A 16,543-nucleotide genomic window follows, 5' to 3' on the forward strand; every position below is an offset into this window, starting at 1 on the left:
AAAGGCTGCGCCGCGATCGCAGACGATCTTCCGCGTCACGTGCCCCTATCCAGCCAAATGGCAGTGGTAGCACAGCGCGTGCTCAACATGTTTGAGCTACCCGCCAAACCTGGCGAGGAAGAACTTCTCAAGGCGTTTCGCACATTCATTTCGTGGTGCGAGAGAGGTGGCAAAGCTCCCTCCCAGGAGGACTGGCTGCTCGCACCGTGGGTAGCGCTCCAGGGCAGCCCCGCGTTGCTCGCCCGTTCGACTTTCTCAGATCAACTGGCCAAGCTTCTGGAGGTTGAGGCGCAGCCTCGCCTGCTCGCTGCTCTGATATACAGCTATATTCGAGATTACGCTCCCGCCGCGAGCGCTGCAGCCTTGGCTGGTGAATTCATTGATCGTAACCTGCGCCGCCACAACAGCAGACTCGCCGTTCGGTGGCGGGAACGAACGTCTGGAGTGCGTCTCTTCGAAGCACAAGGTGCTCACGAGCGGCTCGCCAGCGCGGCGCTCGAGGCGCGCGGTGACGTCAAAGGCCTCATGCGGGATCTTGGCTTCACGACCGAGCTCGTAACGCGTTCTGGATTTCATGAGCCAACCGCTGAATACCTGGCCGGCAAGCTGGTGCGGGAACTGCAATCATCCGCTGAGTTCGACGGCGAGACAGTGGCCCAAGCATTGTCGTTTTTTCGCCTTGGTTCGGAGCTGGCCTTTCCAGGGCTCCGAGTTCAGCTTGCAGACACCCTCTTAGCTCCCTTCGCCCACAAGGAACTCAGGAACCTGGCAGCTCGGGCGATGCTGATGCAGTTCTTCGATGAGCTTTACGGCGACCCGAGGAGTCACAAGAAACTATGGATCGGCGTCAGCCAGGACGCGAAGAAGACGATAACACGCTGGCTTTCACGCAAGGCGCTGGACCTATTCTTCGACATCCTCAGTGCGACGGCGGATCCGATCTGGAAGTGGCGCCGCGCATTCTGGTTAGCACTCGAGCGACACGGAGCCATTGATGAGGCATGGCCCGTTTTCGGCCGCGAGGCGCTTGATTACATCCGCCGGCACCCCGACAAGAAGAGCAAGATCGTCGCAAGCGGGCAGTTACAGGGCGCTGAGCGGCGGCAATCCGTGATGCTAATGAAGATTGGCAAGTTCACGGTTGCCGAATGGAGCCACTCTGGATCTGCGAGAATCTGGGCAGAGGATGATTCCCGGGCACCACGCCTTGAGCGACGGTTCTACTCCGCGAGCGATCTGCGTGAAGATTGCCTTTTCGATCAGCGTCATGATTCGACGCAGAGCTACCGTTGGCAGCGAGAGCTAATGGACTTCTTGGCCCCCCGAATTGGCATTCGTGTCAGTGTATCTGAGATGCGCCCGTGAACCATCAAGTCCAGCTCGAGTGGGTGGCGAACGACGGCTGGGTGATCATCACAGGCCACTTAAATGGCACGCCCATCCCAGTCGAAGAGTGGCCGCGCATATGCGGCGCCAATATGGCAACTGCTGTCGGCAGGCTTTGGCGGCTCGTCGAAGATGAGCAGGCGCTCACTCAGCACAATGAAGTGCACCTGCCGGCTGCCGAGGCAGCGGCATTGAGTCCCGGTGTACGCACGGCGCTCCATCTCCCGCAAGCGCCACCGGCCACGCTTTTCATTCAGCATAAGGGCACGATCGAACAGGACAGCTTCCGCGTAGATTATCGCTGGGACCACGTTTCTGGTCGGCAGATCATTACTCCGGAGCGGACGGGCGCATTTCTCACTATCGGCACACGTCGTTACCTGCTGCCGAGTGATCTGTTCGGGATTGTCGATGCGATCGACCGCTTCAACTCGACGGATCCCTCAGACCCAGACACGCGGACCCAGGCCTGGTTGGACATTCAGGAATTCATGCCTCGAGAAAATGAGGCGGGTGACATCGACGCAAGCCGCTACCTAAGAGATGTTCGAGTTGCACACGCGGGGGCATTCTCTCTGCTTCCATACGAGGTGGACGGGGAGGTGCGTTTTGATCCGGTCCTTTTCGCCGCCGGCAGGAAGGCGCCTGACGATCCCGATGCACTCGGCGATGAAGAGGAGGAGCCGGAGCCTCTTCTTCAAGGCGAGTTACAGTCGGTCTTCGCCCGAGATCGCTTTGCCCGGTTCCAAGATGCTCGTAACTGCTACTCTCTACCCGGAGGAGTAGTGCTCCTTGTGTCGCCTGCCCTTCGCGAGGCACTTAAAGTGACACGCAAGGCGCAGCGCGCCGGGGGCGAGATAGCGAAGGAGTTTGTGCGCAATCCTCGAGCCTACCTCAAGGAAGCGCTTGGAGACGAGCTTGAGGAGCACCTCATCGAAGGCCTCTTCAAGGAAACCAGAGAATTCTCAGAGCGCGTCCAGGCAATAGGGCTATGGGAGAAGAAGGTTCTCCCTTGGGTGCAAGTCGCAAGCGAAGCCTGGCTTCCGCCAGAGGCTGTCGGTCTCATCGTGGACGGCGCCCCCATCAAGTTGCCCCCTGAGCGGCTGGATGGGCTCACGCGAAAGATTGAAGAAGCGATACAGCAAGGCCGAGCGGAGATCGTTTTTGACGGCATCCATATCCCTGCCTCCGAGCAGACACTGGCGGCGCTCAGCGAGATCAAACGCGCCGCTTCACCTGAAGAAGTCGCCGTCGACGAGCAGGACAGAGCTCATAAGCAGGAACGAGAGCCGGGACCCGAACCTCACGTCCTCATTGTTCGCAATAACTTCGAAAGTGTCGTTTTCAATAGCGATCCTCGGCGTCGGGAACCCGAAGTGCCAAGGCAGCTGTACCAGTCACTGCTCCGGTCGCAACCAAAGCCACACCAGGTGGATGGTGTTCAATGGCTTCAGGATTGCTGGCAGACCGGGTGGACTGGTGCGCTTCTCGCGGATGACATGGGCCTAGGAAAGACTTTCCAGACGCTTGCTTTTTTGGCCTGGACTAAAGCCGCGATGCGGGCCGGTCACATCACGCCGGCCCCTGTCCTTATCGTTGCTCCTACAGGGCTCCTACGAAACTGGGAGAAAGAGCACGACATTCATCTGGAGCAGCCGGGGATTGGCAAACTCCTTCGCGCGTATGGATCAGATCTCAGGGCGTTGCGATTGAGCTCGGGCTCAGAATTGGAGCTGGCGACGCCGGTTCTTGATGTCGAACGCATCGAGACGGCTGATTGGATCCTCACGACCTACGAGACCCTGCGCGATTATCAGCATAGCTTCGGGCGCGTCCGCTTCTCCTCCATTGTCTTCGACGAAGCGCAGAAGGTGAAAACGCCTGGGACGCAGGTGACCGACGCCGCGAAGGCAATGCAAGCCGAATTCATTCTCGCGCTTACCGGCACGCCCATCGAGAACAGGCTGGCTGACCTCTGGTGCATCATGGACACCCTTCATCCGGGCGCCCTGGGCGGATTGAAGGACTTCAGCCAGCGCTACGAGGCTGCACCTGATCCGGAGGATCTGAAGCATCTCAAGGAAGTGCTTACATCACCGGGGCAGGGGCGTCCGTCGGTCATGTTGCGGCGCATGAAGGAGGAGGTTCTGGGCGCCCTTCCACCCAAGGCAGAGCGGACCGTCGAACGGCCGATGCCGGACCTCCAAGCAAACGCTTACTCCGCCGTTATAACGGCAGCGAGGCAGAAACAGGATCGGGGGAAGATGCTTGAGGCGCTACAGGCGATGCGGCGGGTCTCGCTAACGCCGCTCGAGCGATCCGTGGTGGCTACGGATGAGGATTATCTGGCATCATCGGCTCGGCTCGAGGCGCTCGTCGAGATCCTCGATGAGATCCATGCAAAGGGCGAGAAAGCATTGCTCTTTGTGGAGTTCAGGGATGCGCAAAGCGACCTCGCTGGCGTTCTCCAGAGGAGGTATGCGCTCCCGCGTGCTCCGATGATTATCTCGGGAAATGTGTCGGGGCCCAAACGTCAAGAGCGGGTCGACGCTTTCCAGGCGCAGGCAAACGGCTTTAATGTGATGATTCTCTCGCCGAAGGCAGGCGGGGTGGGCCTCACTCTAACGGCGGCCAACCATGTCGTGCATCTCACGCGTTGGTGGAACCCCGCTGTTGAGGATCAAAGCACCGACAGGTGCTATCGTATTGGACAGGATAAGCCCGTGACGGTGTACTACCCGATGGCACTCCTGCCGGGCGGAGAAGATCATAGCTTCGATAGGCGGCTCCACTCTCTGCTGACGAGAAAACGAGAACTCAGCAGGGAAATGTTGATGCCCCCCGCACTTTCTGAGGAGGATGCGAGGCAGTTATTCGAAGAGACCATAGCATAAGTGTGGTTCTAGGCGCCCCCGAAGTCTACCTTAGAAGGTGCGTGATGATCTGGGCGGGACGGACGATACGGCCCCCGATTATCCTTCGTGATGGGTAATGGCGATCGGTGCCACCTCCGGCCTCTGACGCATGAAGAACAGGCCCGAACGTTAGCGACCACGCGGACCACGGCCGTCGCACTCGGCCGGCATTAGGCGGTGTGGCCGCTTCGAGGCTAACCAGCCGGCGGACCGGCTGGTTCTAGCCTATCGTCGGCAATGGCCCTTCGTTTAAGCGGTCTCGAGCGATGCGCCAGCCGGGCATGTGCAGATCAAGAAGTTGAACAAATGCCTCACTGTGGTTTGGCACTCTGAAATGCGCGAGCTCGTGCAGAGCCACATAGTCCAGGCATTCGGTGGGAAACTTTGCAAGCTCGAGATTGAGCCGTACGGTGCGCCGCGTGGGGTTGCTGCTGCCCCACTTGGTTTTCATCCGTTGGATATAGAAACCTCTGATGTGGAGATCGAGGCGCTTGGCCCATTTGGCGAGCACCGCGTCAGCTCGGTCGCGCAGTTCGGCGCGATACCACTCCATCAGCGCCTCCTTGCGTGTCTCCAACGGTTCGCCCTTCGGCATGGTCAGCTCGAGCGAGCGACGCCCTAGCGTAACGACGGGCTTACAACCGCCCTCCTTGATCGTAAGAAGGTATCTTCGGCCCCACACATAATGGCTTTCGCGCTCTAAATACTCACGCGGGGTTTCGCGGGCTTGGGCAGAGATTTTAGCCTGATGCCGTTTGATCCAACCAATTTTGGCGATTGCAAAGAGCCGGATGTTCTCAAGGGCCATTCGGCGCGGTGCGGAGATCCGCACCCGGCCTGTCGGAGGGTAAACGCTCAGATGAACGTTTTTTATGTCCTTAAAGACGACATCAATGGTGACACCGCCGATGTCGAGAACGGTGTCCATCAATATTCTCGCTGCGCTTCGATGATTGGAAAAATGCGTTCCACTTCATCCACATCTCCAAGGATGGCGAAGATCGCGGCCTTGATAACTCGCTCTTTCGGTTCCACGCCGCGCCAGCCGTCTGGGCGGTTCGCCTTAACGGTCGCGTCGACTTCGAGCGCCAGATCCTCGTTCTCGCCAAGGTTGTTGAAGAGGGCCCGTTTGCCGGGCGTATCGAGCGCGGCCGGCGTGACGTCGCCCGTGCCCTGCATCATGTTCGTGACGAGGTCGCCGATCTGTTTCAGGTAGTCCTCGTATTCGAGCGCTTTGGCCTTCCGCGCTTTAATGATCTCGTCGAGCAGCGCGGAAATTTTCTCGAAATAAACTGGGTCGTTGAGATGTTCCTTGACGATCTTGGCACGGATATTGTTTTCGATAGTTTCCGCGATCGCTTCCCGGCTCTTCATGCCGCCGAGCTGGTCCGTGATCGCGTCGGCAATGCCGCTTTTCACCACCAGGTCGAGGAGGCTCACGTTGTCGAAGGGCGAGATTTTGCGCGGCGCGTCGGCTTCGATGTAGGTGTCGATCAGGTGCCGCATGTCCGCTTCATAGGCTTTGAGGTCGAGCACTTCGCCGCTGGCATGGCGGATGGTATCGCGGACGCCGACGGCGTTTTGGACCTTCTTCTTGATCGCTACGATCTCGGCGGCGCTGTATCCCGCTTCCTCCATTTCATCGGCGATACCGGCGAAGGCGCGGACCAGCGAGGCGACGGCCTTATAGAGCGCTGCGCGTTGCGGTTCACGCTCGGCAAGGTCGGTGACGATCTCGGTATTGCCGCAGAAATAATGGATGTGCTGTAACTCGCCCTTGGGCGGCTCGACGGGTTCGCAGACAAGGGCGACGACTTCCAGGGCCTCATTCAGGCGCTCCCGGCCTTTCTCCAGCCGGTCTTTCATCAACACCTCAGGATCGGCTCCGCCCGCGCTGGTGTCGATTTCGGAGGAATAGACGGCGATGGCCTTATTCACCTTCTTGAGAAGGCTCATATAATCCACGATGAAGCCGAAATCCTTGTCCTCGCCATCCAGACGGTTGGTGCGGCAAATGGCCTGGAACAGGCCGTGATCCTGCATCGACTTATCAATGTAGAGATAGGTGCAACTCGGCGCGTCGAACCCCGTCAGCAGCTTGTCCACCACGATCAGCAGCTTCATGTTCGCGGGCTGCTTGATGAAGCGATCCTTTGCGTCCTCCTCATAGGATCCCGTCTTGGTCATGCCGGGCTTGGCTTCGACGTGTTTCAGAAGATCGGTATAGGTGTTGTAGATGAACTGCTTGTCGGTTTCGGAGTTGGCCCCGGTCTCCTCCTTGGTAACGTCCTGCGCGATGGGATTATAGGAAGTGACGACCGCACAGCGGCCTTTCAGTTCGGTATTCTGGAAGGCTTCGTAATATTTGCACGCCTCATAGATGGATGACGCGACAAGGATGGCGTTACCGCGCTGGCTAGAAAGGCGCGGCTTCACGTTGAAGTCGAAAATGATGTCCTGCACCACGCGCTCCATGCGAGAGCGTGAGGAGAGCACGGTTTGCATCGTGCCCCATTTCTTTTTCAGCTCGTCCTTCTGCCAGTGATTGAGCCCCTTCGTTTTGGCCTCGAACCACGCCTCGATCTTGTCCTCGGAGCCGAGTTTCTGGTCGATGTCGCGGGCCTCATAGATGAGATCCAGCACAACCTCATCCTCCACCGCCTCGCTGAATTTGTAGGTATGGATGTAGCTGCCAAACACCTCGAGGCTGGTCTGTTTGTCACGCTTCAAAAGTGGCGTGCCGGTGAAGCCGATGAACACGGCGTTGGGCATCATCGCCTTCATGGCCTTGTGAAGCTTGCCGCTTTGGGTGCGGTGGCACTCGTCCACGAATACGAAAATCTCGCCGACGGTCTTGGCGGGCTGGGCTTCGAGCTCCTTAATAAAGGCGTCGAAATCATCGCCACCCCGCTTGCCGAATTTGTGAACGAGTGAGCACAGGAGCCGGGGCTTGGCCTCTGCAAGCTTCGCCATAAGGTCGCGACCGCTGCTGGTCCGGTGGATGGCTTCGCCCGCATCGGAGAATACGCGCTTGATCTGCTTGTCGAGCTCGTCGCGGTCGGTGATGATGGCTACGCGGGCGTTGGGGTTGTTCTCAAGAATCCACTTGGCGAGCAGGACCATGACGATGCTCTTGCCCGAGCCCTGGGTGTGCCAGATGATGCCGCCGTTCCGTTGGCGCACATGCTGTTGCGCCGCCTTAATCCCGAAATACTGGTGCACGCGGGGGAGCTTCTTCACCCCGCCGTCGAACAGCACGAAATCGTGCATTAACTCGATCAGGCGGCGCTTATCGCAGAGCTTGGCTAGATATTTGTCGAGCTTGAAACTGGCGTTGTCGGCCTCGTCCTCCTTCCATGGGAGGAACATTTTTTCAGGGGTGCCGATGGTGCCATATTTCACCCCTTCGGAATCGTTGCCGGCGAAAACGATCTGCACGGTGGAAAAGAACCAGGCATTGAACTCGGGACGCTGGTTGGAAAGAAGCTGGCGGATGCCGTCGCCAATGGTGACGCGGCTGTTCTTCAGCTCGATCACGCCGATGGCAATGCCGTTGACGTAGAGCACCAAATCCGGGCGCCGCGCGAAGCCGCCCTTCAGCGTCACTTCCTCGGCGATGGCGAAGTCGTTTTTCTCCGGCTCGGTCCAGTTGATGAGCTTCACATTGTCGGTTGGCTTGCCCGCTTCTACCTGCACATCGACGCCGTAGCGGAGCAGCCCATAGACGGCTTGATTGTTGTCGTAGAAGCTGCGCTGGGTGTTGTGGGCCTGGGTGCGGAGCTTGAAGAGTGCGGCGCTGATATGTGCGTCGCTATATCCAGCGCCGCGCAGATAGTCGGCCAGCAATTTCTCTTCCACATTGCTGTTGCCGTAGCGGTCGGTCCAGTCGCCAAGATAGCGCCAGCCTAGCTCGTCGTCGAACAGCCCGATGATGCGCTTCTGTGTCGCCTTCTCCGGCTTGCCGACAAAATCGCTCATACTAGCCTCACCCTCCCCGTGAGCAGTTCCCGCATCATGCCCTGCTTGATCTGGCGGGCTTTGGCGAGGCGGCCTTCCAAGGCGATCAACTCCTCGCTCATATCGTTGAGCACGTCGCGGATTGCTTCCTGCTCTTTCCGTTCGGGAACTGGGACAACAAGATCGCACAAGGCGGTCTTGGATACGGCATACACCTTCATACCAGTCATGACGCGAAGATACTGTTCGCGCAGTTGCTTGGCGTTTCCAAGGTATCCCTTGAAGCCAGGTGCAAAGGTTGGCTTCTTCTCACGTAGCAGGAACGTGTGGAGACCGGAGATGGCAACATCGCCGGTCTTAAGGCCCGTCACTTCCACACTCTTGGCTACACCATCGAAATCTTCAGATGCGTCCGCCATGATCCAGTCACCATTTTTCAGAGTAGCGGCATTAGGACACCGATGGCGCTCGATCCGTGGCGGCGACATGCGGCTGAAATCGAGGATTTCGTGAAAGCGCGTGTGGATGTCGCCATAATGGACGTAAGCAGCGTCGCCTTCATCGGACAAATCATCGCGGGCGTTGGTCGCTGTCGGCAGGAAGGCAAAGACTTCTGCGAATGTTGCTTCCTCCCACTTGCAACTGAACCCCGGCAATCGCCGCCGCCCGGAAAGAAGCTCCTGCATCGCGCCCTGCTTGATGGCGCGCTTCTTGGCGAGGAGGCTTTCCAGCCCCTCTATCAGCGCATCTGCATCCGACAGCGCGGCGGCGATGGCTTGTTGCTCCTTAATCGAGCTTGGAACAACAACAGGGCAATTTTGAAACACTGGGTTCAAAAGGTGTGTCTGGCTGACGCCATCATCGAAGCGTAGAAAGTAGCGATTGCGATTCAACGCGTAGGCAAGATATTTCGAATCGTCGCGGTATGGGGTCAAAGAGCAGACACGTTGATTGACCGCATACAGATCATCAACATCGGAGACATAGGTTTTTGCTAGAGCCTTCCCATTGGGAAGGTCGCTCATCACCATAAGAATGTCGCCACGCTTAGCTGGGCAAAAATTCTTCGTAGCGAACTTGCGCACTGCGCCATCAGTGGAGATGAATTTTGAGTTCACACAAACATATTTCCCATGCTCGGAAACGAATTGCTCGTGCGCTTTTCCGCCCCTGAATCGGCAAACCTCCGGCAATAGTTTGATTGACCAATCTGTTGGGATGGAACCGACTTCAGATTGTTTAAAGTCGGTGTTCGTTTTGCCTTTCGCTAAGGCCATCACCATGCGAACCCCATCGCTTTCAGATGCCCCTCGACCTTGGTTTCAAGGTCGGCGACAAGCGCGGCAAGATTAGGCATCGGAGTGTCATACCGTTCCGCCAGCGTGCGGACACGCTGGGTCAATGCTTGGCTGATGCGGTCCATTTCGCCGTGAATGTCCGCGTCGATGCGGGCCATCCACTTGTCATCGACCACAAGGGCCTTGATCTCGGCCTCGGTCAGCTTGGGGTATTTGGCATAGGCGGCGGCATCCAGCTTCGCCTCTGCCTTCTTGACCGCATCCGCCAAATCATCGCGCTCATCGAGCAGCTTCAGCATATCGTCGATCGCGAAGATTTCCTGAAAGTCCGGGATCGCCTCAAGGAACTCGGCCTTGATTGCCTCACCCGCGCCGCCCTGTTTTAACAACGTGTCGTATCGCTTGAAAAAGCCAGCATCCAACTCGCCCGCCAGCGCTTTCCGACGGGCTTTGAGCAGGGCCGCTGTCACCTTGCCCTTCTCGGTGCGGCACTCGGCGAGCAAACCTTCTTCGCCGCTGTGTTCCTCGTCCAGCTCAGCAATCGCAGCGTTGGCGGCTTCGAGCTTGACATTCAGTTCGTCGATCTCGGCTTGGTCCCTGGCGAAGTAACGGGCAATAATATAGCGCTTGGGGATAATGTCGCAGGTCCAGCCCTTGTCCCTCTCCTTGCCCTTTTTATCCTTCTCGATGATGCGGTAAGGCACGGCCTTCCAACCGTCGAGGGCGATGACATAGCAATCGTCCTGCATTGTTTCGGCCCAATAATCCATAAGATGCTGATAGACGTCGTATTTGTCGATCAGCGGCTTGCCCGCGTAATGGGCAAGCAGCCCCTCGGAGAGCTTGCCGATCACCTCTTTAGGATGGATGCCTGGCTTCAAGGCTTTCAGTGCTTCGGCATTCTTCGTCCGCCAGCTGTCGAAATGCGCGGTCATCTGTGCGGTGAAGTCGGCAAATTCCCTGTGCTCGAAAATCGCCGATCTGATCGCGGATTTGTCGACCGCGAGATCGACATAGCCGGGCCGTGCCTCGGTGAAGAGCGCGGATTTCAGATTGGGACAAACTTCCCAGTAGGCGTTCAGTGCGTCGATGTCGGCCTGCGGGATGCCGCCGCGCAAATGGGCATCAATGTCCTGCCAGTCTTCCGCCTTCTGGCTGTCGATGTAGCGTGGCAGGTTAAGATTGTAGTCGTTCTTCTCGATCTCAGTGTAACACACTGAGCGGGCGTAGCCCGGTACATCGAGCGACTTGGTGAAGGCGTCTACGATTTTGTGGATGTCCTGCGCACGGAGGCGGTTCTTGGGGCCGTCCTTCATGAAGCCTTGGGACGCGTCGATCATGAAAATGCCCTTGCGGGCCTGCGCGTCCTTTTTGTCCACGACGACTATGCAGGCGGGGATGCCAGTGCCGTAAAAAAGGTTTGCGGGCAGGCCGATGATGCCCTTGATATAGCCTTTGCGAACAAGGGCGCGGCGAATGGCAGCCTCGGCATTGCCACGGAACAGGACGCCGTGCGGAAGGACGCATGCACCAGAACCGGTGCTCTTAAGTGATCGGATGATGTGGAGTAGATAGGCATAGTCGCCCTGTTTGTTGGGCGGGATGCCGAAGCCCTTAAAACGGTCGTGGGGGTCATGGTGCGGGTCCAGCCCCGTGCTCCACCGCTTATCGCTAAACGGTGGGTTGGCGACGACGAAATCGAACTGTTTTATCGCGTAGCCGTCCCTAAATTTTGGATCAGTCAGCGTGTTGCCGGGCGCGATCTGCGCGGTCGGGTTGTCGTGCAGGATCATGTTCATGCGGGCGAGGCCGCTGGTAGCCGAGTCCTTCTCCTGCCCGTAGAGCGAAACCTTGGTACCGGCTTCGTCTCCGACTTTCAGCAGCAGGGAGCCGGAGCCGCACGTGGGGTCGTAAACCGTGGTGTCGGAACTGGTCTTGGCCTGACCGATGCCGATGATCTGTGCCATGACGCGGCTGACCTCGGCGGGCGTGTAGAATTGACCTTTGCTCTTGCCGCTCTCCGTGGCGAAGTGACGCATGAGATACTCATAGGCATCGCCCAGAATGTCATCTCCCTCGGCGCGGTTCCTCGAGAAATCGAGCGCCGGGTTCTCGAAGATGGCAATGAGATTGGTGAGTTTTTCCACCTTCTCCTTGCCGTCGCCCAACTTGGCGGCATCATTGAAATCAGGGAAGTCGGCTTGGTTTAGTTGGTTGTTGGCGGCAGCGAGCGGGGCGATGATCTTCTTGTTGATCTGATCGCCAATGTCGGTCGCTCCCTTGAGCGCGACCATCGCTTTAAAATCGGCGCCCGCCGGAATCTTGATTGGGGCGAAGGGAACGCCTGCATATTTGTCGCTGACGTATTTGATGAAAAGAAGCGAAAGCACGTAATCTTTATATTGGCTTGCATCCATACCCCCTCGAAGCTCGTCACAGCTTGACCATAGTGAACTGTACAGCTCGGACTTCTTAATCGCCATGTATCTCTCTTCGTACGAAATTACTCGTGCTCGCGGCAGAACGTCTAAGGCGGACGGACCATGGCACGATTGAGTGGGTGCCCCCCTGGAGGCATGTCCATGCCACCCAATTTCGATAGACAAGCAGTCTATCAACGACAACTTGCTGCATCATGATCTGCGCGCGAGCGCGTTGCTGCTGCGGGTGAGGAGCAGCCAGTTCGCAGACTTAGTTCTCTCGCCGCACTGAGCCACCCTTGCCGGCATCTATGACACCCGACTTTAATGTTACCTGAGTGATGTACCCGCTCTCACCGTTGCTCACCGGCTCGAGGAAGCCTCCAGCGACCGCGTGTCCCATGCAGCCCTTATCCATCCGGCGTCGATCGCCATTGAAGTCGATGAACACGGGAACGGTATCGCTGCCGAGGTGCCATGCAATGCGCCGGACAACCTCTTCAAAGTGCTTCTGTCGAGCTGTGTCTCGGGCAGGGGTTGATTTGCCCAATGATGATGCGTCGAACGTCGTGCTGGAACGCACAAACACATCCGTGCCTTTCGTCCACGGCTCATAGTCTAGCGGGATCGGTGTCCACATCGGCATCAAGCGGTCTCCAAATCAAGCACTTACCTTGAAGCAAGGCGGCGCAATGGTCTAGCTTCATGTCGGGCGAGCGACGCGACCGAATCTGACGCAGGTGCGGTCGAAAGGGGGGATATGCGTGTCCACAACGATTCACTGCTGCATTCCGCATCAGACCTGAACGCCTTTCTAGGCTGCGCCCATGCGGCTGCTTTGAACCTTCGAAAGCTGATCGAGCCCGATAGTCTTCCCGATCCTGCAGAAGATGATGAGAGCGCCGTTCTCATTCAGCAGGCGGGACACGCCCATGAGGGTGCTTACCTGGCCAGCCTTCGAGAGAAGGGCGGAGTGATCGAGATCTCTAGCAGAGGCACGCTTGAAAAGCGCGCAGCGGAGACTCTGGACGCCATGCGGGTTGGGGCGCCGATCATCTACCAGGCCACATTCCTCGATGCACCGTGGCATGGCTTCGCTGACTTCCTGCGGCGCGTAGAGCGGCCGTCCGAGCTTGGCGGTTGGTCATATGAGGTCATCGACACCAAGCTCGCGCGCACCGCCAGTCCCAAGCATGTCCTGCAACTCGCTCTGTACTCCGAAATGATCGCCAAGGTGCAGGGAGTGCGCCCCCACGGCATGCACCTTGTGCTGGGGGATTGCCGAGAGGAGGAATTCCGCACGACGGAGTTTCGTCACACGCTTGATGCTTCGACGCATCGCTATCTGACATTTATTGAGGGCGGCGCCCAAGGGTCCGTAGGCGAGCCCTGCTCTTCCTGTAGCTTGTGTGGCTGGCGCGAAGTATGCGCAGCAGAATGGGAAGCGATTGATCATCTTTCGCGTGTCGCTGGCATGCAGAAATCGCAAATTGCTAAACTGCGGGATGCTGGTGTTTCGACCGTGGCAGCGTTGGCCGCGCTGCCCGTCGGAACGCGTGTGCCGAAGCTCGCGCCGTCCACATTTGAGCGCCTGCGGGCACAAGCAGTTCTCCAGGTCGCACGGCTGACAGGCGAACCGGTGGTCGAGCACCTGCCCTTAGAGGAAGGGCGAGGTTTCGCGAGATTACCCGCCCCCGATCCTGCCGATCTTTTTTTCGACCTTGAGGGGGATCCACTCTATCCCGACGGCCTCGAGTATCTCTGGGGCGTTCATTACCGCGACGCAGCCGGCGAGCCTGTTTTTCGCTATGAGTGGGGCCATGATCGCGCCAGCGAACGCGCCGCGTTTGAGGCAATGGTTGACTGGTTCACCGAGCACGTGGCGGCGAACCCCCATGCACATATCTATCATTATGCCGCCTATGAAGTGACGGTCCTCCGCCGCCTCTCGACAGCGTTTGCAAGCAGAGAGGCCGAGGTGGATAGCCTCCTTCGCGCGGAGAAGTTCGTGGACCTCTACTCCGTGGCGCGTGCAGCCATTCGAACGTCAGAGCCAAATCTCAGCCTCAAGACGCTCGAGATCTTTTTCGCAGAAAAGCGCGCGGAGGACGTGACAAAGGCCGATCAGTCGATCGTCCACTATCATCGCTGGCGCGAGACGGGCGAGCAGGCGCTCCTCGATGGCATTCTCGCCTACAACCGCGTGGATTGTGAGAACACGGAGGGCTTGCGAGACTGGCTCCTGACGCTGCGTCCTGAGCTTCCGTGGTGGACCAAACAGGGCCCAGCTCCCGATCCTGAGAAAACAGCAGAGGCGATTGCACGCGAAGCCAGGCTAGCGGCGCTCAGAGAGTCGGTGCGCGCAAACGCAACCTGCCTATCCGAGCGCGGCCGTGAACTCGTTGCGCATCTGATCGACTTTCACAGCCGTGCGAAGAAGCCGGAACAGTGGGCGGTCTTCGACCGCTGCGGCCGCGACGACGATGAACTTATAGACGATGGCGAGTGTATCGGCGCTATCGAGCCCGTCTCCGGCACCTGGCTTCGTCAAGAAAAGCGATCCACGGTCGCTCGCTACCGCTTTCCCCATCAGGACACGAAGCTGCGTGAAGGGTCGACAGTGGTCCACGCACCGACATTGATGCCCATGGGAACGATCGTGGCGCTCGACCGGGCAAATGGCTTCGTCGAGGTGAAGCGTGTGCTCAAAGGGGAGGATACTTTCCCTCAGAGCGGCTCGTTGATCCCCGGCTGGCCGCTCGATACTTCCGTCCTCGAGGAAGCGGTGGAGCGGGTGGCCGGTACACTCGCGGCCGGCGACGGAAACCGATATCGCGCCATAATCGACCTCATTGAGCGGGCTCCACCTCGCTTGGCTGGGTGGGACGGCGGAGAGCTGGTCCGGCCGGACGAGACGCTGATCGAAGCCACCACTGGGCGCGCGATGACGCTCGATCGGTCGACACTCTTCATTCAGGGGCCTCCCGGGACGGGCAAAACGCATACAAGCGCGCATGTCATTTGCGCGCTGATCGCGGCGGGAAAGCGCGTCGGCGTTTCTTCCAACAGCCACAAGGCGATCAATAATCTTCTCGCCAAAGTGGAAGCCGTCGCGAAGGAGCTGGGGCTCGATTTCAGCGGCATGAAGAAGGTGACGCGAGGCGACCCGGATACGCTTCTTAACGGCGGGCTGATCGAAGACGTTACCGATGCAAAGGACATCGAGGATGCGATGCCAGACCTGATCGGTGGCACCGCATGGCTGTTTGCCCGGGAGAAGATGGATCAGGCCCTCGATTATCTCTTTGTCGACGAGGCAGGTCAGGTGTCTTTGGGTCACCTGATGGCGATGGGGGCTGCTGCGAAGAACATCATTTTGGTTGGAGATCAGATGCAGCTGGGGCAGCCGATCCAGGGGGCTCATCCCGGCGAGAGCGGCCAATCGGTGTTGGACTATTTGCTGCAAGGAGCCGCAACGATCGCTCCCGACAAGGGCATTCTCCTCGACACCAGCTGGCGGATGCACTCGTCGATCTGCGGTTTCATCTCCGAAGCGGTCTATGACGGCCGGCTAAGAGCTCATCCTGACAACGAAGCTCAGCAATTGCTGCTGGACGAGACTGCTCACGATCAGCTGTCGCCGAACGGCATTCGAATGGTCGAGATGCATCATAGCGGTTGCAGCCAGCGCAGCGATGAAGAGGTGGAGGTGGCGGCCGAGCTCGTCGAAAGTCTGTGTGGCCAACGATATGTCAACCGACGTGGCCATGAAGCGACGATCGGTCTCGAGAATATTCTCGTTGTGGCACCCTACAATCTGCAGGTGAATGCCTTGAAGGAACGGCTGCCGGCTGGTGCGCGCGTCGGGACCGTTGACAAGTTCCAGGGCCAGGAGGCCGAGGTCGTGATCGTTTCCCTCGCGACATCGACACCAGGCGATCTGCCTCGCCACGTCGACTTCTTCTACTCGAAGAATCGGCTCAACGTCGCGATAAGCCGTGCGCGCACCCTCGCGGTTGTGCTGGCAAACCCTAAGCTTCTGGAACTCGACGCAAAGACCGTCGAACATCTGCGATTGGTAAATACGCTTGCATGGTTGAGATCGGCAGCAACGGGAGATGCTCATGCCGGATGAAGTTCTTGCCCAATATCTAGCCATCTTCACCGAGCGCGCGAAGGAAGCCGGATTAGACATGAGGGCGCCCGGCCAAAACTGGGCTCCGATGAGGGATATCGTGCCGGGCTCGCATATCAGTTTGAGCGTCCGCCGGGATGCCATTCAGGTCAATCTGAACAACGAGCGGGATGAAGATCGAGCCAGGTTTGAAGCTCTTTACCGGGATCGTTCAACCATTCAGGCTGCCATCGGGGAAAGCCTGGCCTGGGAGAAGAAGGATGGACGCAAGAAGACTGCGATCAGAGCCACGCTGAGCCGGGGGTTTGAGGACCGAGGGGATTGGGACGAGCAGCATAGGTGGGCCATCAAAATGATGCGGGCATTCGAGCGAGAGTTCGGCCCTCGTCTCCGGTCATCAGCCTGATCAGCAGCCATCGGGAACGAGAACTC

Annotated in this window: 9 protein-coding genes; 4 read left to right on the forward strand and 5 right to left on the reverse strand. The window is 58.4% G+C overall.

Translation table 11 applies throughout. From position 1 onward, the window contains the following. Positions 1–57: 57 nt before the first annotated feature. Together DF286_RS12020 and DF286_RS12025 are read left to right on the forward strand one after the other, a co-directional pair. Entirely contained in the window at positions 58–1,365 is a 1,308-nt protein-coding gene (locus tag DF286_RS12020) for an EH signature domain-containing protein (RefSeq protein ID WP_146193616.1), read from the forward strand. Further along, a complete protein-coding gene (locus DF286_RS12025) occupies positions 1,362–4,280 on the forward strand; it encodes a DEAD/DEAH box helicase (protein ID WP_109271655.1) in 2,919 nt (972 codons plus the stop codon). The genes DF286_RS12020 and DF286_RS12025 overlap by 4 nt, the downstream gene beginning before the upstream one ends. 241 nt (positions 4,281–4,521) lie before the next feature. Here DF286_RS12025 and DF286_RS12030 read toward each other — a convergent pair whose 3' ends face one another. The 5 genes from DF286_RS12030 to DF286_RS12050 all read right to left on the reverse strand — a co-directional run bounded on the left by DF286_RS12030 (position 4,522) and on the right by DF286_RS12050 (position 12,622). Further along, complete coding sequence (locus DF286_RS12030; protein WP_109271656.1) at positions 4,522–5,229, reverse strand: M48 family metallopeptidase; 708 nt, start codon at positions 5,227–5,229, stop codon at positions 4,522–4,524. Beyond that, on the reverse strand, positions 5,229–8,279 hold the full coding sequence (locus DF286_RS12035) for a type I restriction endonuclease subunit R (protein ID WP_109271657.1): 3,051 nt from the start codon (positions 8,277–8,279) through the stop codon (positions 5,229–5,231). The genes DF286_RS12030 and DF286_RS12035 overlap by 1 nt, the downstream gene beginning before the upstream one ends. Further along, entirely contained in the window at positions 8,276–9,541 is a 1,266-nt protein-coding gene (locus tag DF286_RS12040) for a restriction endonuclease subunit S (protein ID WP_109271658.1), read from the reverse strand. The genes DF286_RS12035 and DF286_RS12040 overlap by 4 nt, the downstream gene beginning before the upstream one ends. After that, the gene (locus DF286_RS12045; RefSeq protein WP_109271659.1) at positions 9,535–12,039 is read right to left on the reverse strand and encodes a type I restriction-modification system subunit M; all 2,505 of its coding nucleotides are present in this window, start codon (positions 12,037–12,039) and stop codon (positions 9,535–9,537) included. Before DF286_RS12045 ends, DF286_RS12040 begins: the two co-directional genes overlap by 7 nt. A 208-nt stretch (positions 12,040–12,247) precedes the next feature. Further along, entirely contained in the window at positions 12,248–12,622 is a 375-nt protein-coding gene (locus DF286_RS12050) for a hypothetical protein (RefSeq protein WP_109271660.1), read from the reverse strand. A 114-nt stretch (positions 12,623–12,736) separates the two neighbouring features. Here DF286_RS12050 and DF286_RS12055 point away from each other — a divergent pair, with 114 nt between their 5' ends. Both DF286_RS12055 and DF286_RS12060 read left to right on the forward strand, forming a co-directional pair. After that, positions 12,737–16,111: a TM0106 family RecB-like putative nuclease gene (locus tag DF286_RS12055; protein WP_109271661.1), complete on the forward strand. Its 3,375-nt coding sequence runs from the start codon at positions 12,737–12,739 to the stop codon at positions 16,109–16,111. Further along, positions 16,101–16,517, forward strand: a complete 417-nt coding sequence (locus tag DF286_RS12060) for a DUF4268 domain-containing protein (protein WP_158274685.1) — start codon at positions 16,101–16,103, stop codon at positions 16,515–16,517. The genes DF286_RS12055 and DF286_RS12060 overlap by 11 nt, the downstream gene beginning before the upstream one ends. Positions 16,518–16,543 lie beyond the last annotated feature (26 nt).

The organism is Sphingosinicella humi, from assembly GCF_003129465.1.
GTDB classification, from domain to species: Bacteria; Pseudomonadota; Alphaproteobacteria; order Sphingomonadales; family Sphingomonadaceae; genus Allosphingosinicella; species Allosphingosinicella humi.

Excerpts from the sequence above, each read along its gene's own strand:
- DF286_RS12020 (WP_146193616.1), top strand. The coding sequence starts at position 58 with ATGGCAGTGGTAGCACAGCGCGTGCTCAACATGTTTGAGCTACCCGCC.
- DF286_RS12030 (WP_109271656.1), bottom strand. The coding sequence starts at position 5,229 with ATGGACACCGTTCTCGACATCGGCGGTGTCACCATTGATGTCGTCTTT.
- DF286_RS12035 (WP_109271657.1), bottom strand. The coding sequence starts at position 8,279 with ATGAGCGATTTTGTCGGCAAGCCGGAGAAGGCGACACAGAAGCGCATC.
- DF286_RS12040 (WP_109271658.1), bottom strand. The coding sequence starts at position 9,541 with ATGGTGATGGCCTTAGCGAAAGGCAAAACGAACACCGACTTTAAACAA.
- DF286_RS12045 (WP_109271659.1), bottom strand. The coding sequence starts at position 12,039 with ATGGCGATTAAGAAGTCCGAGCTGTACAGTTCACTATGGTCAAGCTGT.
- DF286_RS12050 (WP_109271660.1), bottom strand. The coding sequence starts at position 12,622 with ATGCCGATGTGGACACCGATCCCGCTAGACTATGAGCCGTGGACGAAA.
- DF286_RS12055 (WP_109271661.1), top strand. The coding sequence starts at position 12,737 with ATGCGTGTCCACAACGATTCACTGCTGCATTCCGCATCAGACCTGAAC.
- DF286_RS12060 (WP_158274685.1), top strand. The coding sequence starts at position 16,101 with ATGCCGGATGAAGTTCTTGCCCAATATCTAGCCATCTTCACCGAGCGC.